Raw genomic sequence first — 21,928 nt, forward strand, 5'->3', positions numbered from 1 at the left:
AGGAAGCGAACGATGAAAGTATCACTCAAATGGCTCTCTGAGTATGTGGACGTGCCGGCGGACACGAAGGCGTTCTGCGACCGGCTCGATCTGACGGGCACGGGCGTGGAGGCGGTCGAGAAGACCGGCGCGGCGCTCGACGGCGTGTGCGTGGGGTTCGTGGAAACGTGCGAGCCGCACCCCGACAGCGACCACATGCACGTGGTGACGGTTGACGTGGGCGCCGGCGAGCCGGTGCAGATCGTGTGCGGCGCGCCGAACATCGCGGCCGGCATCAAGGTGCCGGTGGCTTGCGTGGGCGCGGTGCTGCCCGGCGACTTCAAGATCAAGAAGTCGAAGCTGCGCGGCGTGGCCAGCAGCGGCATGTGCTGCTCCGGCCGCGAGCTGGGGCTTTCCGGCGACCACTCCGGCATCATGGTGCTGCCCGAGGACGCGCCGGTGGGCATGCCCATCGCCGACTACCTGAAGCTGGCCGACACGGTGCTCGACCTGGAGATCACGCCGAACCGCCCCGACTGCCTCTCCATGGTGGGCATGGCGCGCGAGGTGGGCGCCATGTACCGCGCCGACTACGCGAGCCCGCTTGCGGACATGGCGGCGAAGCTGGAGCTGGACGCCGCCGCGACGCCCGTGGACGAGCAGGTGAAGATCACCATCGACGACGCGGTGCGCTGCCCGCGCTACACGGCGCGCGTCATCCGCGGATGCAAGGTGGGCCCCAGCCCCGACTGGATGGTCGAGCGCCTGGCGGCCATCGGCCAGCGCTCCATCAACAACATCGTGGACGTGACGAACTACATCCTGTTCCTGTTCGGCCAGCCGCTGCACGCGTTCGACCTGGCCAAGCTGAAGAACGCCGACGGCCTCGCGCACATCGTGGTGCGTGAGGCGCAAGACGGCGAGCGCCTGACGACGCTCGACGGCGAGGACCGCGAGCTCACGTCCGACATGACGGTGATATCCACGCCGGAGCTGGGCGCGGTGGCGCTCGCGGGCGTCATGGGCGGGCTGGACACCGAGGTCACGGACGAGACGGTGGACATCCTTCTGGAGGCCGCCACGTTCGAGCCCGGCCGCACGAGCCGCACGAGCCGCAACCTGGGCCTGTTCAGCGAGAGCTCCATGCGCTACGAGCGCGGCGTGGACGACCACGGCATCGCGGAGCGCTCGGCCGCAGCCGCGGCGCTCATGGTGGAGGTGGCCGGCGGCACGGTGTGCGCCGCCGCAGGCAACGACGACGGCATCGTGGACGAGTGGCCGGCACCTTCCACGCCTTGCGACCTGCGCTTCCGTATCCCGCGCTTCTGCGCCATGATGGGCGCCGACATCCCGCGCGCCGACATCGCCGACATCCTGGCGCGCCTCGGCTGCACGGTGAGTGACGACCCGGCGGGCGACGCCGACGTGCTGGCCGTGGTCGCCCCCACGTTCCGTCCCGACCTCGAGCGCGAGATAGACCTGTACGAGGAAGTGCTGCGCCTGTGGGGCATGGACCGCATCCCGGCCACGCTGCCCGGCGGCCCCGGCCGCGTGGGCACGCGCTCGCACACGGAGCACGTGCTGGACACCGTCAACGACGTCATGCGCGCGAGCGGCCTCAACGAGACCATGACCTACTCGTTCGCCGAGCCGGACGACCTCGACCGCCTGCGCATGGCGCCCGAGGGCCTGGGCGAGCCGGTGGAGCTCATCAACCCGCTGAACGCCGACCAGTCCGTCATGCGCCAGAGCATCGTGCCGGGCCTTCTGCGCAGCGTGGCCTACAACCAGAGCCGCGGCGTGAAGAACGTCCAGCTTTACGAGATGGGCATGGTGTTCTTCGCGCACGAAGGCCGCAAGCAGCCCAAGGAGCGCCGCCGTCTGGCAGGCGTGCTCGCGGGCGCCATGCGCGACGCGGGCTGGAACGACCGTCCCGCCGCCTTCGACTTCTTCGACGGCAAGGGCGTCATCGAGAGCCTGGCGCGCGAGCTGGCGCTGCCGAAGCTGCGCTTCAAGGCGCTCGCCGCCGACGAGGCCCCGCACCTGCAGCCCGGACGCGCGGCCGAGGTCCTCTCCGGCGGCACCGTGCTCGGCTGGGTGGGCGAGCTGCACCCGCTGGCCGTGGACGCCTTCGAGGCGGATGCGCCCGTGGTGGCGTTCGAGCTGGACGTGGAGGCGCTCGCGAAGGCGTCGCGCCCCGCGCGCGACTACGTGGACGTCCCGTCGTTCCCGGCCGTGTCCATGGACGTGGCCTTCGTGGTGGACGAGGGCGTGTCCCACGAGAAGCTCGTGCAGTGCATGAGCTCGGCGGGCGGCAAGCTGCTGGAGGACGCGCGCCTGTTCGACGTGTACCGCGACGAGAAGCGCGTGGGCGCGGGCAAGAAGTCGATGGCCTACGCCCTCACGTACCGCGCGGCCGACCGCACGCTCACGAGCGACGAGGTGGACAAGGCTCATGAGCGCTTGGTGAAAAAGGTGTGCGGGGCCACCGGCGCCGAGGTGCGCGGCTAGCAGATCGTCCATAATAGGTCTCTATGCGTGAGAAACGGGCGATGCGGCCGGGGGGCCGCTCGCCCGCATCGAGCGGCGGGGAATCCCGTCGCTCATTGTTTGAGAGGGTGGAGCAGGTGGGGAAGAACGTCGCGGTCGTCACGGACACCAACAGCGGCATCATGCAGGAGGAGGCCGACCGGCTGGGCGTGTACGTGGTGCCCATGCCCTTCGTCGTGGACGGCGAGGAGTGCTTCGAGGGCGTGAACCTCGACGCGGGGCGTTTCTACGCGCGCCAAACGGACGGTGCCGACATCGTCACGTCGCAGCCGTCCATCGTCGATCTGGGCCGACGTTGGAAGGAGCTGCTCGAAACGCACGACGAGATTGTCTACATCCCCATGTCGAGCGGCCTGTCCGGCTCGTGCGCCACGGCGTGCCAACTGGCCGAGCGCAGCGGCGGGCGCGTGCACGTGGCGGACAACCAGCGCATCTCGGTCACGCAGCGCGAGGCGGTGCTCGACGCGCTGCGCTGGGTGAGCGAGGGCAAGTCGGCCGCTGAAACCTGCGCGCTGCTGGAGCGCACGAAGCTCGACGCCAGCATCTACCTCATGGTGGACACCATGGCGCACCTGCGCAAGAGCGGTCGCATCACGCCGGCTGCGGCGGCCATCGGCTCGGTGCTCAAGATCAAGCCGGTTCTGCAGATCCAGGGCGAGAAGCTGGACGCGTTCACGGTGGCTAAGACGTTCAAGGCGGCGAAGCGCGCCATGATCAAGGCGCTCGCGGCCGACATCGCCAAGCGCTTCGGCGAGGTGGCCGACGTGCATCTCTACGTGGCGCACACGAACCGCGACGAGGACGCCCGAACGTTCGCCGACGAGGTGCGCGCCCATTTCGGCACGCCCGACGTGTACGTCGACCGCCTGCCTCTGAGCATCGCCTGCCACGTGGGCCCCGGCGCCCTGGGCATCGGCTGCGCGAAGCGCCAGTTCGCGTAGGGCGAGTCGCCGACTCTGCGCGTCAGCCCCCGCGCGTCAGCCCTGTGCGGATGCGGCCGTCGCCGACTCGTATATGCCGATAGCCTCCATCAGGCTCGTATCCCCGGAGCTCAGCACGCCGTCGCGCGTGTAGAAGGCGAGCGAGTACGTGGTGGAGCTGTACGAGGAGGACTCGCCTTCCAGCCGCTGGCTCCAAACATCCAGCCGCCACAGCACCCCGGCGCCCCCTTCGGGACAGGCTCCGATGCGCGTGACTTCGTGCCGGTTGAACCGGTAGTTGTCCACGACCGTGCGCGATAGCTCGCCCTCGCAACCGGCCGCTTCCAGCAGCGAAGCGCAAACGGTTTCCGCCTCCTCCTCGCTGGCGAGCGGAGCCGTCACGTTCATGCTGATAGCCCCGGGTCGCCTTCCCTCGAGCATGAGGTCGGGCGTGGTCTCGCCCCCGCCGACGCCCGTATGCAGGCGCGTGGTCGAGTCGGCGGGCGAAAGCGGCGTGTCGGCGGACACGCTCTTCCAAGCCCCAATAGGAACGCCGATCTCGTATTCGAATCCGAGGCGCTCCAGGGTTGCGGGGGTCTCCGCGGGGTCGAGCGAGAGGATGGCTCCGAGGTCGTAGGCGGAGGCGATCGAGGCGGGGTCGACCCCGTATGAGGGCTGCGCAACGACCTTGTCTGCGCCATCCGCAATTTCAAGAGGGGCGGCTTCGCGGTCGGTCACCTGCTCGCCGAAAGGTTCGGGCGAAACGGAGCCGTCCGGGTCGTTGCTTTCCCGAGGGGCGGCGCCGCACCCCGCGATCGTCGCGCAGGCGAGGGCGAGCGCGAAGCACCAGGCGATCGGGATGAGACGGGGTTGCTGCGGCATAGGGCGCTTCCTTTCGACGGGGCTTCTCGCCACGTAGCCTGCGCCCGGTCGGCACGACCGTTCGCAGGCGAAGCCGCGCGGTTGCCCGGCCATTATCAGGTAACACGATTTCGCCGGTGGAATTGTCGGGTTTTCGTACGCTTCTCCTTCCAAGCGGTTGCGGAAACGGCGGATCGCTCCCTTCTGCCTGTTCGCTCCGTCTAACAAGCGGTACAATGACCGCGAGCGAAAGGAATCAGCATGTACGACGGTGAAGAACGGCCCGGCCGCAACGACGCGTGTTGGTGCGGCAGCGGGCGCAAGTACAAGAAATGCCACTTGGACTTCGACGAGCGGCTGCAGGGCCTGTACGAGCAGGGTTTCGAAGTGCCCGAGCGCGCGTTGTTGAAGAGCGCGGCCGACATCGAGGGCATCAAGCGCAGCGCGGCCATCAACATCGGTGTGCTGGACTACGTGTCCGAGCGCATCGGGCCCGGCGTGACCACCGAACAGGTCGACCGCTGGGTGCACGATTACACGGTGGAGCACGGCGGCATCCCGGCCGACCTCAACTACGAGGGCTATCCGAAAAGCGTGTGCACCTCTCTGAACGAGGTGGTGTGCCACGGCATCCCCTCCGAGGACGACGTGCTGCAAGAGGGCGATATCGTGAACGTGGACTGCTCCACCATTCTGGACGGCTACTATTCCGACTCGTCGCGCATGTTCTGCATCGGCGCGGTGTCGCCGGAGCGCCAGCGCCTGGTGGATGAGACGAAGAAGGCCATGGAGGCGGGTATCGCCGCCGTGAAGCCCTGGGGCCTCTTGGGCGACGTGGGCGCGGCGGTGAAAGCGCATGCGAACGCGTGCGGCTTTTCGGTGGTGCGCGAGTTCGGCGGCCACGGCATCGGCCTCGACTTCCACGAGGACCCGTTCGTAAGCCATGTGGCCGAGGCGGGCACGGGCATGGTGCTGGTGCCGGGCCTCGTGTTCACCATCGAGCCCATGATCAACGCCGGCGCGCAGGAGATCGACATGAGCGACCCGAACGGCTGGACTGTGCGCACCGCCGACGGCAGCGACACCGCCCAATGGGAAGTGCAGCTGGTAGTCACCGAGGACGGCTGCGAGCTGCTATCCTGGTAGACCCCCCTCCCCGCAGCGAGCGCCCGCATTGTCGCCCCAAAGACGCGTTTTTCGCAGCAAAACCGCGTCTTTGGGGCGACAATGCGTTTTCTGGCGGCGCGTGAGGTTTGCAAAGTCCCGGAAACAGCCCCTTTTCGGGTTTGCAAAGTCGCGATTTCTGCCTGTTTTCGGGTTTGCAAAGTCCGTCCGCTTTTGAAGTGCCCCCCCGCAAGCGTCCGAGCGCGCCCGCCTTTACCCCCGTGCGCGGGAGAACAGGTAGTCGAAGTAGCGGCTGCGTGCTTCGGTGCGCGATGCCTGGCGCACGGGCAGCTTCGTGCCGTCGTCCATGAGGAAGCAGCCGTCGTCGGTGAGGTCGTCGGCGTGGGCGAGGTTCACCATGATGCCCCGGTTGCAAACGAACAGCTGCGGATAGGGGGCCACCAGGTCTGCGAGCCGGCTGAAGGACTGGCGCCAGCGCAGCGGTCCGTTCACGGTGCTGAGGTTCAGGTAGTGCCCGTCGGCGGTGATGGAGCGCACCTGCGACAGCGGCACGTTCACCGCCGTGGCGCCGTCGTGCACGCGCAGAACGGTCTCGTCGCCGGCCAGGCGCGCGATGGCCTCGTCGAGCGCGGCGGCGATGTCGTCGGGTGAGAAGGGCTTGGTCAAGTAGTGGAACGCGCGCACGCGGAAGCCGTCCACGGCGTGCTCGCTCGATATGGTGGTGAAGATGATGAGGCCGGGGTAGTTCTCGCGTCGCAGCCGTTCGGCCACCTCGATGCCGTTGGCCCCGTCCAGGTACACGTCTAGGAACACGAGGTCGTAGGCGAGCGCATCGGGGGCTTCGAACAGGTTTTCGCCGCTGCTGAAGCGGCTGATATCGCAGGTGCGTCCGCGCTTCTCCAGATGCGTGCGCAGCGTTTGCTCAAGGGTTTCAGCATCATGGGTGCAATCGTCGACGATGGCGATTCTCATCGGTCTCTTTCTACGGTACAGGCCGGCAGGAAAAGGCTCGCCTAGACGGCGCGCATCGCTTGTGCGGGGCGTCATTCGAGCCTCCTTTCCATTTTGGCGGTATCGTCGAAGGTCGACGGATGTTTTCGTGCCAGATCGCCGTGTTTCGTGCCAGCTCGCGCATGCCGGGGATCGCTTGGCGAACAGTATAATGCAGTGCCCCTCCCATTCTCGGAAACGTTTCACCGTCGCGCCGGCAAGCTCTCTCGAGGGGAGTTGGGTCGCCGGCGAACCGTGGGGTCGGGAAGGGGGTGCTGGTTGCCCCGAAGGGCGGACGAGCTTGCCGCATCCAGGCGACAGGCGGGCTGCCGTGTTCGGCCGGCGGACGCGGCGTTGCCTTTAAGGCGCATCCCCGCCGCACTCGCCGCTGGCGGCGCGGTCGCCCTGCTTTCGTGCCACATCGTCTCGTTTCGTGCCAGAAAGCGGTTTTCGCTTTCGCACCTCGGTAAACTTTCCCTTGAGTTGTGCTTTCCTGCGAGAACGAGGTGCGGTATGGGTCGGACATGCAAGCGTGAACACGGAAGCAAGCGGACGGCGTTCGCGGCATTGCTCGCAACGGGAGTGCTGGCGGCACTCCTCGCGCTAACCGGCTTCGCGACCCCCTCGCCCGCCTTCGCGGCAGAGCTGCAAGGCAAGGGCACCGCCGACGAGCCCACGCTCATCTACAACACCGACGACCTCATCGCATGGTGCAACGAGCTTACCGCCAAGGGCCCCGACTGGGAGCGCACCCAGTACGCGCGCCTCATGAACGACCTCACCGGCCCCGGCATCGACGGCACGGAGTACGGCGGCGCCATCACCGACGACGTCGTCAAGGACATGGCCCACCCCGACCTGCAGGCAGCCGAGTTCGACGGCAACGGCCACCTTGTGGAACTCCAGCTCACCACTCACGAGCACGGCGGCCTGTTCAAAACCGGCGGCAAGCCGAACGGGGCCGGCGGCTCCACCACGGTCAAGGACCTCCACCTCCTGGGCTCGGTGATGCACGCCCACGCAGGTTCCGATGACCGTGCGGCCACCCTGTTCGAAAGCATCGGCACCAAGGACAACCCCTCCGACGATCGCCACCTCAAAATAGAAAGTTGCACGAGCCAGGCCTACGTGTTCGGCGAGAAGGACAGCGGCGGCTTCATCGGCGCCTACTACGACAACGAGTACGGAAACCTCCTTGTCACGAACTGCGCGAACTTCGGCGACGTCACCTCCAACGACGGCGACGCCGGCGGCATGGTGGGTCGCATCGACACGCCGGGCACGGTAAGGCGCGATTGCGCCATCCGGTACAGCTCCAACAACGGCTACATCACGGCGTGGGGCAACGGCAACGCCGGCGGCATGGCGGGATGCATGAGCGTGGGCGAGAACTACCTCGCCGATTTCGATTACTGCTTCAACCAGGGAACGGTTTTCTCCTACAGCGGCGCCCAGTACGCCGGCGGCCTGGTGGGATACTTCGATAACACGTTCTACTACTCCAACTCACAGCACGAGGGGTGCTACAACGCGGGCCTCATCAGGGCCTTGGCCGACCATGCGGGCGGCATCATCGGCGGTGTTAGCGAAGGGGGCAGGGGCAACGTCATCCACAGCTTCACCTCTCGCGATAGCGTGCCGGAAAGCGCCGTGAGCGACAATAGTCGCAACGGCACCATTGTGAGAGATGCCGAGCTCTCCTCCTCGCACGTGCTCTCGGAGCTGGGCTACGACGTGTACGAAGACGACAGGTCGTGGTCGTGCACGAACTCCGAGTATCCGGTGCTCAAGGAGACGGGCGCCGGTCTGAGAATCGAATCGACGTGGATAAGCCCCCTGACCAGCAGGGTGGACCAAGCGAGCTATCATTGGAACATGATTCCGGGCGACGACGGCTACTTCAAGCTTCCCAGCTCGTACTCGCCGGACGGTTATCATCGGGCCTACTGGACGCGCGAGGCTCCCAAGGCCGACGGCACGTGGGACGCGCCTCCCAAAAAATACAATATGGACCAAAACGACATCCACGACCGCATCTACGGAGGCGAGCCCGTCTTCTACGCCTACTGCGTGCCCGACTCCTACACTGTCAAATTCGAGTTGAACCCTCCCGGGTCCATCAACCAGTACAAGATGGATCCGACGGGGACGGAGGCGAGCAAGACGGTCATGGAAGGCGATCCCCTCGGCGCGCTGCCCGTCTGCTCGTACACGGGCACGAAGGCCGACGAAGGCTGCTCCTTCCTCGGTTGGGCCACCGAGCGCGACGGGAGCGACCCCTCGGCAACCTGGGCTCACGAGGACACCGCCGACCTCGCCGACTACGCGGACAGCAAAAACACCGTCACGCTGTACGCGCAATGGGGCGAGCCGGGGCTTCCCGCGTTCGAGATCTTCCGGCAGCCCGAGGACTGGACGCTCATCTCCGCGGAAGCCGACGCGATCCACGAAGTCTGCTTCGACTTCGCCACCAGCTTCAAGACGAGCTCCTCGGACGGCTTCGACACGACGCTGCAGCGCAAGAAGGGTGGCACGTGGGAAGACGTGTGTCCCGTCGGGCACAACGACGCGCAGCACATCTTCTACATCGACTCCATGGACGAGGCCCGCTACGACTACCGCTTCAAGATAGACTACCAGGCGTGGCCGTACGAGGGCACCGTCTACACCGGCTCGGCGCGCATCGTGCTGGACATCCCGCAGACGCAGACGAAGGTCTCGTCCGTCGAGCTGAAAGACGACACGGAGGAGGACGAGGCCCTGGGCACGCACTCCTACGACGTCAATGGGAGCCTCGTGGGCGACATCCCCGTGCTCATGGACCAAGAGAACTCCTCCGACTACGGCCATCTGGCATGGATAGAGGGCGGTCCCACCAACATAATCACGAAGAAGCAGTATTTCGAACCCGACTACGGCTCGACCCGCTCGTTCACGCTGGAAAACCAGCACCTGCACGAGGGCCAGGCCTACACCCTGTGCGTGGCGCGCACGTCCCCCCGCTACAACATAAAGGGCAACTACCAAGGCGAGAGCGAGCCGTACCGCGTGCCGTTCGTGGTGCCGTATGCCGACAACGTGGCCGCCAGCATCACGCCGGTGCAGGTGACGGACGAGCCCGTGGTGAAGGACACCGACAACGGCAAGAAGCCGGTCAACTTCCATCAGGACTACGATGCGTTCACCAACGAAACGATCAACCTCGCGGCGGACGTCGAGTTCGCGCAGCCCTTGGACAGCGATCCGGTCGTTCTGTGGGACTACTACAAGGACGGATGGTCCCAGGTGCCCGACGAGTTCTTCGTCAAGGACGACGCCGGCAACCCCATCAAGGGCGTGGCTTGGAACGACGACCGCACGAGCGCGCGTTTGTACGCCACGGTGAGGGCCGATATGAAGTTCGACGACGCGCGCTTCCGAGTGCGGCTGTCCACGCCGCCGGCGCCCGTCGACACGGTGAGCGAATGGTCTCCGTGCGAGCTCACCGTGTTCGCTCCCGCGCCGAAGGACATCGCCGTGGACATCGTCGGCGACGGCACGCGCGCGGCCATCGACTGGGCATGGAGCGACGGTGCAGGCCGCACCCAGCCGGACGGCGGTTTCAAGGTCACGGTCGAGCTCGGCAACTCGGTGGTGTACGAGCAGAGCTTCTACAGCCATGAGCCCGGCCAGCCTGTGTACGTGGATCTGGAATCCCAGAAGCATTACGTGGCGACCGTGGAGGCGTACGACGGCGGCAAGAAGAATTGGGATGCCTGCGACTTCGATACGCAGGGCGAGCTAACGTGCGTTTGGGACCAGACCCATCTCACGGATGACGGCATCGGGCAATGGTGCAGCGTGGACTACGACTGGGCGGGCTACGACGACGGCAAGCATGTGGCTCGATACGAATGGCGGCTCACGAAGAAGCTGGAGGACCCTCAGGACGAAGACTTCAGCCTTTCGATGGTCACCACGGATGACTCGATGGTGTATTATCCGAACGAGTTCAAGAACCTTCCCGGAGGCTGGGATCCCACCAAGGCGGAGTGGTGCGACGTGATCGCCTCGGTGTGGGAGACCGACAGCCGCGGCAATCCCACGAAGAAGGTCGAGGGCACGGAGAAGCACCTTCTTCCCATACCGGTCCTTCACGCCACTTCCGAGCCGCTCAAGGTGACGGTGGAGAATGTCGGGTCGTACAGCGCCTCGGTATCGTGGGGATCGTCCGAGGAAGGCACCCCCCGCGCTTACCGCATCACAGTGACGGGGGCGACCAGCTACACGGTGGAGGTACCCTCTCCTGGGAAGCAGACTCTCGATCTGGAGAACCTCGTTCCGGGCGGCGACTACCAGGTGACCGTGTCTGCCTGCGACCCGCGCAGCGACGTGAACCTGGCCGCGTCGGAGCCGGTGTCGTTCACCACGGCCGAGCTGCCCCAGGCGGGCACGTGGTCTGCGTCGGTGGCCGAGGAGCAGGGCGTGGTGGGCACGGACACGTTCCACATCGCAGCCGACTACGCGGCGGACAGCGGCGACTTCAAGGCGGCTACCGGATACTTGTACACGTGGCGCGAAGGCGACGACGACTGGGTGGACACGGGCGAGACGGCCACGGTCGGAAACAGCGACGAGTCGCGCACGATGACCTTCGAGCACGAGCTGACCTCCGCCGACTACGGGCGGCAGTGGAGGGTGTGCGTGGTGGCGGAGCGGGGCGACGGCACGTCCACGGTGTGGACGAACCCCACCGCCGCCGACGTGGAGCCGCCGCGGATGACGAATGTGGAGTTGGGCGAGGCCACCATCGACAGCCTGAAGGCGACGTTCCCGGAGATCGAGGGGATCAAGGACGCCGACGGCGGGTACATCATCGAGCGCCAGGAGATAGACGAGAACAACTATATCGTGCGCTCCACGACGTACCTGGTGAACGCCCGCGAGGCCACGGCGGGTGCCGACGGGAAGCTGCATCGCAAGCTAACCGGCCTCAAGCCCGATACGGAGTACCGGGTGATAGTGTCGGCGTTCGCGAACGGGGTGGAAGGCGAATCCGGGGTGTCGAGCGGCGTGAAGACGCTGGCGGAGCCCACCATCGAGGTGCCCGCCTTCTCGCAGATGCCGAAGAGCGTGCGGGTGGAACCGGGCGCGGATGCCGTGTTCACGGCGCAAGCGAGCGTGGGCGACGGAGGCGGCGCGCTCTCGTACCGCTGGCAGCGCAAGGCGATGGACGAGCAGGACTTCTCCGACATCGCGGCGAGCGAGAAGTATGCGATCGGCACCGATGAAACCACCGGTGCGACCACGCTCACGGTGCGCGATGTGGACGCGTCGGACGTGGGCGCGGCCATCCGCTGCGTGGCGGTGAACGCGAAGAGCGACCAGACGGCCGAGGCGGCCAGCGGGGCGGCCTACCTGACGGTGGTTCCTGCTCCGGTGGCGAACGTGCAGGCGCAGGCGACCAACCCGACGTCGGGCGAGATCACCTGGACTCCGAGCGGCGCGGTGCGCCGCTACGCGGTGAGCTACCAGTGCATGGCGTATCCTCAGGCCGGGCCCATGCTCTGGAAGGTCGTCACCATCGAGGAGGGCGCGCAGACGGGCGCCTGTCAGCTTGACGGGCTGCAGCCCGGAATGGACTACTCGGTGTACGTGTACGCCGCGCCGCTGGCCGGTTTCTGGTCGAGCGCCTCGCAGTCGTACGCGACCCTCAAGCTGCCGCAAGAGAGCGCGCTCGCCGAGGCGACGGTGTCGCCGGACAAGGAGCAGGTCGATGCCGGCGAAACGGTGGAGTTCAAGGTTTCGACGAACGTCGACGCCGAGGCATCGGAGGAGCTGGAGTACCGCTGGCAGCGCAACGTCTTCGGCGACAGCTGGTGCGACGTGGACGGCGGCGACGCGGCGACGCTCTCCGTCACGGCGCCCGAGGGCGGCGCGGCGGACGCCTACCGCTGCATCGTCACGTCTACGAGAACGACGAAAAACTACGGCAAAGTAGTGGGCACCGATCGGAAAAGCGTGACCAGCTCCACCGGACTGCTGCTGACGAGCGTTCCCGTGGGGCAGCCCGTGCAGCTTGCCGCCGAGGCGAGCACGACGTCGGCGCACCTGTCCTGGGCAAGCGCCGACGTGCGTCCGGCAACCTACGAGGTGCAGTACGCGGAAGGGCCGAAACCGGTCGATGACGCGTGGGTTGACGTGGAGAACGTGGGCGCGAACACGTCGTGCGACGTGGAGGGCCTCGATCCCAACAACGTGTATTCCTGGCGCGTGCGCGCCGTGGTGCGCGGCGAGCTGCGGTCCGACTGGGCGTCGGGCGGCACGTTCGTCACGCTCGCGGAGACGAGCGCGCTTTCCGCCGTGTCGGTGACGCCCCGCTTCGGCACGGCCGTGGCGGGCAGCGGCGAGGGCGTCGTGTACACGGCGACGACGAACCTGGACGGTGCCCAAAACGGGGAAACGCTGTCGTACCAGTGGCAGGAAAGCGCGACCGGCGACCAATGGAGCGACATGCCGGAGCAGACGGGGCGCACGATGGTCGCGGACGCTTCGAGCAGCGCGCCGCGCTCGTGCCTGTACCGCTGCGTGGTGACGGCCGGTAAGGACGGCGTGGCGCTGAAGTCCATGGCCAGCGAGGCGGTGAGCTTCGTGACCGTGCCGAAGGTGCCTGCCGGCCTGGTGGCGAGCGACATCACGGCGGCCACGGCGGAGCTTGCGTGGACGAACGCCCTGAACGAGGGCGACGGCCTGTCCTATCGCGTGTTCTGGCGCGAATCGGGGTCTGCAGACTGGCAGAGCGCCAGCACCGAACGCGAGGCCTCGTATGCGCTGAGCAGCCTGAAGCCCGCCACCACCTACGAGTGGTACGTGCAGGTGATGAACGGCGTCACGCCGTCGGTGCGCTCGGCAACGTCGCTGTTCGTCACGCAGTCGCTGCCGCTTGTGCCCCAGCTTACGCATGTGGTGGTGGGTCCGATGGACCAAACGGTCGAAGCGGGCGAGCAGGCAACGTTCGCTGCGCTCACGAACGTGGACGACGTCGACTCCTCGGTCGCGACGAAGACGTATGTGTGGGAGAAGCGGGGCCTCGATTCAAGCGATTGGGCCGTGATCGACGACGCGACGGACCGCGTGCTGACGCTCGATGCCGGCACGAGCGCCTACGTGCGCTGCACGGTGACGTACAACCCGGTGGGGCTGGCGGCCGTGCCGCTGGCCGGAACCTCCGTGACCAGCAACGAGGCGCGCGTGCGCGAGACGCCCGCGCCGCCGAGCGACCTTCAGGTTAGCGACGTGGAGAAGGAATCGGCTGTGGTCACGTGGGACGATGGGGGGCAGGACGTCGAGTCCGACCTGATGTGGCGTGCCGTCGGCGCGAGCGAGTGGAACCAGGCGCTGGGTTGGGATCCGGGCGACGCGCCCGTGCGCCTGCCCGACCTTGTGCCGGGCACGGTGTACGAGTGGGGCGTGCGCTCCACCGCCACGTACAGCGATCCGCTGAGCTCGGACTGGGTGGCGGGCCCTCCGTTCGTCACGTTGCCGGAGAGCATCGTGTTCTCGAAGGTGGAGGTTGCGCCGTCCGCGCCGAGCGTCGTGGTGGGCACGGACAGCACCGTCGAGCTCGTGGCGAAGGCCGACAACGACGTCGATCACGAGCAGCTTTCCTACCAATGGCAGCAGCGCAACGCCGATTCCGGTTGGGACGACCTGCAGGAGCAGACCGGTGCCACGTTGCAGGTTTCCACGAAAAATATGCCGGTTGGCACGTACGGCTACCGCTGTGTGGTCAAGGCAGCGCGAGGCATCTACGAGAAGGAAGTCACGAGCAACGAGTCCATCGTGACCGTGACGCCCCTCGCGCCCGTCAAGCTTCAGGAAAGCGACATCGAGGCGAATACGGCCACGTTCGGTTGGACGTGGGACGGTGCATTGGCCGAGGGCGACGAGTTCGTCGTGGGCTACCACATGGTTGCGGGTCCTGCCGGCATCAAAAACGACCCCTGGCACTACAGCAACGAAGAGGACATCATATCCAACGGCAAGCTCGTCGTAGACAACGAGAACAGGACGTGCAAGGCCGCGTTGTTGGCGGAGCGATCCGTCTACGAGTGGCGCGTGCGGGTTGTGAAGGACGGCGTAACGTCGTCCTGGTCGGAGGTTTCCGCGTTCATCACGCCGCCCACGAAGCCGGTCGAGGGGCTCTATGCGGTGGCGGTGGCGCCGTCCGACCAGCTGGTGGGCGCGGACGATTCGGTGGAGCTCTCCGCTGCCACGAATGTGGACGACGACCAGAGCAAGGGCACGCTCGAGTACCGGTGGGAGTGGTGCGCGCTAACCGAGAAGCCCTACGAAACCGAGACAACATGGAAAGAGATCGAGGGTGCGACGGGGGCAAGCTTGACGCTTTCCGGGGAACAGGGGGAGACAAACCGCTACGTGCGTTGCACGGTGACGCAGACCGTCGGCGAGACGAGCACGGCCGTGGCCAGCAACCCGGCCAGAATACGCGTCGAGCCCTCGCCGCCGAGCGATCCGTATGTGGTGTTCAATGAAAACTACTACAACAACGGCATCACCCTCGGGTGGACTTTGAGCGGTCGTCGCTACGGCGTCGACGGCTACGAGATGGAATACCGCATGGCGGGTGCGAGCGAATGGACCACGCGCAGCAGTTTTGTCGGTTTGGGCGAGACGCTGAATTACTCGATGCTAACGCCGGGCGCCTCCTACGAGTGGCGGGTGCGCACGATTATGAGCGACGGCCCGGTTACGGAGTGGGTGGACGGCCCCGCGTTCACTGCGCCGAAGGTGGATGCCACGCCGGCGCGGGCGGCGGCGGTCGTCGGCAACGGCCGCACCCTCACGTTCACGGCCACGCCTGCCGTGGACGTGGGCGTGCAGGAACCGACGGGGTACCAGTGGCAGCGCAAGGGGGCCGACAGCAACAGCTGGACCAACCTGGAGAACGAAACCTCGCCCACGCTGAGCATTGAGGCGAACGCTGCGGCCGAGGCCGGAACGAGCACGTATCGCTGCCTGGTTACGATGCATCCCCCCAAAAAAGACGGCAGCGTTTCCGATTGCCTCGTGCCCAGCAACGCGGTGACCTGCACGCTTGCACCCGCCGCCCCGAAGGGGCTGACGGCGTCCGCCGTCGAATCCGACAAGGCAACGCTTGCGTGGGAGTGGTCGAGCGGCAGCTTGTCCGGGGCCGCGTACAACGTGTTCTATCGGGAAAGCGGCACCGTCACTTGGACGAAGGTCGCGGCTTTTCAGACGTCGTGCATGGTCGAAGGCTTGAAGCCCGACACGGTTTACGAGTGGCGCGTGCAAACCGTGCAGAACGACGTGGAATCGCTGCCGTCGTTCGCGAACGTGTTCTCCACGGCCGCGGAGCATTCCGATGCGCAGCTTGAGGCGGTTGTCGTCGAGCCCACCGACCTGGTGATGGCGTCAAGCGAATCGGCGGAGCTTTCGGCCGCCACGAACCTGGACGGCGTGGAGGGCGTGGACGCCGGCGCGCTCGCTTACGAGTGGCAGACGCGTGCGCTCGATTCCGGCTCTGGAGCGTGGCAAACGGTGGAGGGCGCCACGGAGGCCAAGGCGACGCTTCCCGTCGGAACGAACGGCTACGTGCGCTGCTTGGTCACGTACATGGCTGCTCCGGGGGCCGATCCGGTGACGAAGCCCAGCAACGAGGCGCGCGTGCGCGTGCGGCCCGACGCGATCGCGACTGGATTGACGGTTGACGCCCTGGACGAAACCGAGGCCGCGCTTTCGTGGTCCGGCGCGCTGCCCGAGGGCTGCACCTTCGCGCTGTCGTACCGGGCGGCCGGAGCCGAAGACTGGGCGTCGGTCGCCGGGCTTGCGGAAGCCTCGCAAACCGTGACCGGCCTCACCCCCGGCACCAAGTACGAGTGGCGCGTGCGCACGGTGTCCGACAACGGCCTTGCGTCCGCATGGGTCGACGGCCCCGCGTTCTCCACCAAGGCGAAGGACAGCACGCTCGAGGGCGCGGTCGCGGCCCCCGAGCGCGTGGAGGGCGTGGCCGGAAGCGACGAGCCGGCGGCATTCTCTGTGACCGAGATCGTCGGCGGGGTAGGCGAGGCGCTCGCCTACCAGTGGCAGAATTACGTTGGTGGCGCATGGGCGGATCTGCCGGGCGAGACGCGCGACGGCATCCAGCTGTCCGTGGCCGACCGCGAGGCGGGCGAGCATTCCCTGCGCTGCCTCGTCACCGGCACGCCGGAGGGCGGCGCGCCCAAGACGGTAGAGAGCAACACGGTGGTCGTGGCGCTCTCGCCGGCGGCTCCCTCCGACCTTGCCGCCGAGGGCGCGGCGGATACGGCGACGCTTGCCTGGTCGTGGGCCGGTCCGGGGTCGGCGGGCTCGTTCGCCGTGGAGTACCGCGTGGCGGACACCGAGCCGTGGACGCTTGCGGAGAACGTGGACTCCCAGGCCATGAAGTGCGTCCTGGAGGGCCTCGAGGCCGCCACGGCGTACGAGTGGCGCGTGAAGGCGACCCAGAACGGCATGGACTCCGCGTGGTCCGACATGGCTTCGTTCTCCACCGCTCCGGCGTTGGAGAGCGTGACGGTCGATCCGGCCTCCCAGGAGGTCGCGCCGGACGCGCAGGCGACGTTCGCCGCCGTCACCAACCTCGACGACGTCGAGGGCGCGGGCTACACGCTCTCGTACGCGTGGGAGCGTCGGGCGTTCGATTCCGGCGCCGACGCGTGGAGCATAATCGAGGGCGAGACGGGTCGCGAGCTCACGCTGCCCGCCGGCACCGACGCGTACGTGCGCTGCACGGTTGAGCAGGCGTTCGGCAGCGGCTCGAAGGTGTCGAAGACGAGCGACGCGGCCGTCGTGCGCGTGAAGCCGGCCGCGCCTGCGGAGTTGAAGGCGGGCGAGCCGGGCGAGACCGAGGTTCGACTTTCCTGGTCGGGCACGTTGCCGGAGGGAGGCTCCTACGAGCTGTCCTATAAGAAGGCGGACGCTGCCGAGTGGACCGAGGTCGGCGACCTGCACGACGCGTCGTACCAGGCGGAGGGCCTCGAACCCGGCACCGACTACGTGTGGCGGGTGCGCGCGGCGTCGCCCAACGGCCTTGCGTCCGAGTGGGTCGACGGTCCGGAGTTCCGCACCGCGTCCAAGGGCAGCCTGCTGAAGGAGGCCACGGTGTCGCCGGCCTCCGCGTCGGGCATCGCCGGCTCCGGCGCTGCGACGACGTTCGCCGTGACCACGAACGTGGACGACGACGCCGAGGAGAGCCTGTCCTTCCAGTGGCAGTCCGACCAGGGCGGCTCGTGGGTCGACATCGCCGGCGCCACCGGGCGCACGCTCGAGGTGAAGGCCGACGAGTCCCGCGAGGCGGGCAAGCACGGCTTCCGCTGCGTGGCCACGTCCCAGCGCGGCGACGGCCCGAGCAAGGCGGTGGAGAGCAACGGGGCGGTCCTCGCGCTCTCGCCGGCGGCTCCTTCGGGCCTCGCGGCCGAGGCTGCCGTGGACGAAGCGACGCTCGCCTGGGCGTGGGCAGGCCCTGGCGCTGCGGGCTCGTTCGCCGTGGAGTACCGTGTAGCGGGCGAGGGGGCGTGGACATCTGCGGAGAACGTGGACGTCCAGGCCATGCAGTGCGTCTTGAAGGGCCTCGAGCCCGCCACGGCGTACGAGTGGCGCGTGAAGGCCACTCAGAACGGCGTGGACTCCGCGTGGTCCGGCACGGGCTCGTTCTCCACGCGGTCCGTGAAACCCGTTCTGGAAAGCATCGCGGTGGATCCGTCCTCCCAGGAGATCGGGCCGAGCGAGCAGGCTTCGCTCAAGGCCGCCACGAACCTGGGCGACGAGGATGCGAGCGTCGCGTACGCATGGGAGCTGCGAGCGCTCGATTCCGATCCTGCGGATGTGGACGCGTGGCATCCCGTCGGCGACGGCGGGCGCTCGGTGACGCTGGACGCCGGCACGGGCGGTTACGTGCGCTGCACGGCCGCGCAGGCGCTCGACGGGGGTGCGCCGGTCGTCGTGACCAGCAAGGAGGCGCTCGTGCTGGTGAGGCCGGTCACGCCCGGCAACCTGCAAGCAGGCGAGGTCGGGTTCGCGGACGCGGTGCTCTCGTGGGAGGGCGACGCGGCCGCCGACACCTTCACGGTGGGGTACCGCGCGGTTGCCGCCGGAGCCGATTGGACGGAGGTCGCGGGGCTGACTGGTGCGACGCTGCCGCTGTCCGGCTTGGCCGAGGGCACGGCCTACGAGTGGTACGTCCAGGCGTTCCGGGGGTCGGGCGACAACGTCCTGGCTTCCGAGAAGGTCTTAGGACCCTCGTTCACCACGCTTGTGCATCAGGCCTACCGCGTGATCGCCGGGGCTGACGGCACGTGGAAGCCGGGGCAGTCCGGGTTGGCGTTCACCGTCAACGGGCCGCTGGACAAGTTCCTATCGGTGACCGTGGACGGCGCCAAGCTTGTTCTGGGTGCGGACTACACGGTTGCCGAGGGCAGCACCGTAGTGACGCTTTCGGCCGCTTACCTGGCCGAGCTCTCGGTTGGCGCGCACGAGCTGACGGTTGCGTTCGCAGACGGATCGGCCAGCGCGGCGTTCACCGTGGTGCAGGCTGATCCCGGCCCGACGCCCAATCCGCCGACGCCGGATCCGCCGAGTCCGACGCCCACGCCCGACAACGGCGGCGGCGACAACGGTGGCAAGGCGCTCGCACCCACGGGCGACCCGCTGGCTCCCGTGCCCCTCGTCGTCGGCGCATTGGCCGCCGTCTGCGTCGCCCTCGTCGCCCGCCGCAAACTGTCCTAAGGAGGCTCGGCCCGGCACCGCTCCCCGGTGCCGGGCCGTCCCTTTCAGGCGACCCGGTGTCGTGCGGGGTGGTAAAAAGGTGCGGCTGTGGCAATCGTCTCCAGGGCGAAAAATTCTGACCTAGGACAACGCTTTCGAGGCCGGCAAAAAGCCGTGGAAAAACCGCCGAATCATGTCCCCGATTGGGGACAGGTGCCTTTTGGTACATTTCCCAGGCGGTTGCCAAGTTGTTTCCCCGCCCGAACGCACGAGCCGTTTCGGCGTACGACAATTCATGGCATGGCGAAAAGCGAAAACAACGGGGCACTGCGCAGGCGACGGAAAGCGTTCGTTTTGGTTGTCGCGTGCGTTGCCGTAGCCCTCGCCGTGCTGGCGGTTCTCTACGGACGGGACGCGCTCGCCTATCTCGCCGACGGGCGGCGCGTGCAGGAGCAAGCGGCCCGTTTGGGGCCGGTGGCGCCTATCGCCTTCGTTGTCCTCGTTGTCGTGCAGCAGCTTTCCGCGTTCATTCCGGCCGAACCCTTCGAGCTGGCGGCCGGTTACGCGTTCGGCTTCTGGGAGGGCTCGCTCGTCTACCTTGTCGGAAGCGTGTTCGGTACCGTTGCCATCATCGTGGCCGTGCACTTGGTGGGCGATCGCGTGCTGGGGCTGCTCGTGTCCCCTGGCAAACTTGAGCGGTTCGAGCGGTTGGGCGACTCGCCGCGCTTCGAGCTGCTGTTGCTTTTGTACTTCCTCATCCCGGTCGCGCCGAAGGACGTCATGACGTACGTGGCGGCGCTCGCCGGCGTCAAGCCGCTGCGCATCCTGCTTATCACCACGGCGGGGCGGCTTCCCTCCATCGCGGCGTCGGCGCTGGCCTCTTCGCTTGCGGCGGGAGGCGACTGGCGTGCGGCCGCCTTCGTTGCCGGAGGCATCGCCGCGTTCGTCGTTGCGGGCGCGACGGTGTACTACCGCATGCGCAAGCACCAGGAGACGCGAAGGGGTGCCGACGACCGCACGGGAGCGGGGCGGGGCGACAGCTGAGACCCAACCTGCTTGTTCCGCATGGATGGAGCAAGCAGCGAAAAGGCGAAAAGTTGTCACCTTTAGAAAATTTAACAAACAAACGTTCGTATAATATGCTACACTATTAACGAACGAAAGAGCCAGTGCAAGCGCTGCCATTCCCGTCGCCGAAGGCGACGGCGCAGCCCATAGATGGCGGCGGTGTTCCGCGTCGCCCGTACCACGCTTGCAGGATCCTCTCAGCCCCAGGAACCCAAGGGAAGCGAGGTGTCTTGCCATGGTCGCGTTTGCGATGTCGGCAGGGTGTGGGAAGTCGGTTGCATGCGTCCGAGTGGTTGCGTGCGGCCGGAGCCGTCATGACTTTTGCGCGCTTGCAGAGCGCGGCGCGTGCGTCGATGCGGGCCGCGTTGGAAGGAGGGCGTCATGAGCGCCGCGCGCCTCTGGGATCGCGCGCGCCTGCGCCCCGGTGATCTGCCTACCCTCCAAGAAACGCTCGACGCATGCGACCGGCACCTTCTGGAGCGGGTCATCCTCGAGGAATTCGCCTGCCGCGGCACCTGCGTCGACGCGAAGCGCCTCAAGCGCATGCGCCGCCGTCTCGACGCGTCGCTCGACGCCATGAGCGCCCTTCGGGTCGAACGGGGGCCGAACAAGGGATGGGTGCTGGCTCCGCGCGAGTCGTACGTGCTCGATGCACGCCAAGCGTCGATAGCGTGGCGGCTCTGCGCCGCGCTCGTCCCGCGCTACGACGTGGCCGCCGCCAAACGCCTGCTCGACGCCTCCGGTGGGCAAGCGGTGTCGTACAAACAGGTGAAAGCAGCCGATCGTCGCTTGCGTTCTTTGACGGTTGGCGGGCGGGGCTCGTTGGAGGAAGACGCTTTCGGGGAGCGGAGCTACGCGCTGTCGCCCTGGGAGCGCACGCTTGGGTGCAAAGTGTGGCTAGGGGGCGATTGGCGCACGCGCGAACGCTACCTCGTCCTTGCGAGCGCGTTCTGGGAGATGACGTTCTTCGGCTTCGAGTACGACAAGATCCAAGCACGCATGGCTCGCGAGAAGGCTGCACGCCTGATGGGCTCGAGTCTCGACGAAGGAGGAAAGCCCCTTCGCTTCGCGAGCGCCCGCCGCTTTGGCGCGGCGCCGGTCGACTACGGCCTCGGCGTCCCCGATCGCTTTTCCGACGATGCGCTCAAGAGCCTTTCTCAGCGCGTTGCGGTGATGAACCACAACGCTCGCCATGCCTTCTACGAGCGCATGCTCGATCTCGCACGCTGCTTGGAAAGGAGCTGACGACATGGATGTCTTGCAGTTGGCCCATGCGGGGAGCGTTCGCGCGCTCATCCGGCTCGTTCGCGGGTACCCCCGTCCCGTCGTCATCGCGGACGGAGCCGAAGAGGCGGCGGTCGTGCTGTCGCCGGCCGCCTTCGAGGCGATCCTGCTTGGAGGCGGCGAAGGCCCCTTCACGTCGCCGAGGGGAGGGGCGGCTGATCCCTTGCGCGTGCTCGACGCGGGCGCGGGCTGATCGTCGGGGGCCGTAACAGAGTCGAAACACGACACATACGTGGCCGAAACATAAGCGCCGTAAACTTGTTGCACCACAGAATGTGGGTGCCTTGCATCCTCGTCTGCCGCTTCGAAGGAGCCTGCGTTTCGCAGGCGACGGCTTCGCGGCGGGCAACAGCTGCGGACGGCGCGTCGACTCGGACCTCCGCGCG

Annotated in this window: 9 protein-coding genes; 7 read left to right on the top strand and 2 right to left on the bottom strand. The window is 67.1% G+C overall.

The genetic code is table 11. From position 1 onward, the window contains the following. Positions 1–12 precede the first annotated feature (12 nt). Together pheT and HCH03_RS06370 are read left to right on the top strand one after the other, a co-directional pair. A complete protein-coding gene (gene pheT / locus HCH03_RS06365; RefSeq protein ID WP_221688807.1) occupies positions 13–2,490 on the top strand; it encodes a phenylalanine--tRNA ligase subunit beta in 2,478 nt (825 codons plus the stop codon). Positions 2,491–2,606: 116 nt separating this feature from the next. Further along, on the top strand, positions 2,607–3,470 hold the full coding sequence (locus HCH03_RS06370) for a DegV family protein (protein WP_221688808.1): 864 nt from the start codon (positions 2,607–2,609) through the stop codon (positions 3,468–3,470). A gap of 36 nt (positions 3,471–3,506) precedes the next feature. Here HCH03_RS06370 and HCH03_RS06375 read toward each other — a convergent pair whose 3' ends face one another. Further along, on the bottom strand, positions 3,507–4,331 hold the full coding sequence (locus HCH03_RS06375) for a hypothetical protein (RefSeq protein WP_221688809.1): 825 nt from the start codon (positions 4,329–4,331) through the stop codon (positions 3,507–3,509). Positions 4,332–4,571: 240 nt separating this feature from the next. Between HCH03_RS06375 and HCH03_RS06380 the strand changes: the two genes are divergently transcribed. Beyond that, positions 4,572–5,456 carry a methionyl aminopeptidase gene (locus tag HCH03_RS06380; RefSeq protein WP_221688810.1) on the top strand — a complete coding sequence of 295 codons (885 nt, stop codon included), beginning with the start codon at positions 4,572–4,574 and terminating at the stop codon, positions 5,454–5,456. Between the two features lie 231 nt (positions 5,457–5,687). Here HCH03_RS06380 and HCH03_RS06385 read toward each other — a convergent pair whose 3' ends face one another. Further along, positions 5,688–6,407 (bottom strand): LytR/AlgR family response regulator transcription factor, encoded by a 720-nt coding sequence (locus HCH03_RS06385; RefSeq protein WP_221688811.1) that lies wholly within the window; start codon positions 6,405–6,407, stop codon positions 5,688–5,690. A 585-nt stretch (positions 6,408–6,992) separates the two neighbouring features. Between HCH03_RS06385 and HCH03_RS06390 the strand changes: the two genes are divergently transcribed. The 4 genes from HCH03_RS06390 to HCH03_RS06405 all read left to right on the top strand — a co-directional run bounded on the left by HCH03_RS06390 (position 6,993) and on the right by HCH03_RS06405 (position 21,735). After that, complete coding sequence (locus HCH03_RS06390) at positions 6,993–19,211, top strand: fibronectin type III domain-containing protein (RefSeq protein ID WP_221688812.1); 12,219 nt, start codon at positions 6,993–6,995, stop codon at positions 19,209–19,211. 333 nt (positions 19,212–19,544) lie between these two features. Continuing rightward, positions 19,545–20,234 carry a TVP38/TMEM64 family protein gene (locus HCH03_RS06395; RefSeq protein WP_246599793.1) on the top strand — a complete coding sequence of 230 codons (690 nt, stop codon included), beginning with the start codon at positions 19,545–19,547 and terminating at the stop codon, positions 20,232–20,234. Between the two features lie 405 nt (positions 20,235–20,639). Further along, a complete protein-coding gene (locus HCH03_RS06400) occupies positions 20,640–21,503 on the top strand; it encodes a DUF6557 family protein (protein ID WP_221688814.1) in 864 nt (287 codons plus the stop codon). Between the two features lie 4 nt (positions 21,504–21,507). Next, the gene (locus HCH03_RS06405) at positions 21,508–21,735 is read left to right on the top strand and encodes a hypothetical protein (RefSeq protein ID WP_221688815.1); all 228 of its coding nucleotides are present in this window, start codon (positions 21,508–21,510) and stop codon (positions 21,733–21,735) included. Positions 21,736–21,928 lie beyond the last annotated feature (193 nt).

This window comes from Gordonibacter massiliensis (ex Traore et al. 2017) (assembly GCF_019731765.1).
GTDB classification, from domain to species: domain Bacteria; phylum Actinomycetota; class Coriobacteriia; order Coriobacteriales; family Eggerthellaceae; genus Gordonibacter; species Gordonibacter massiliensis.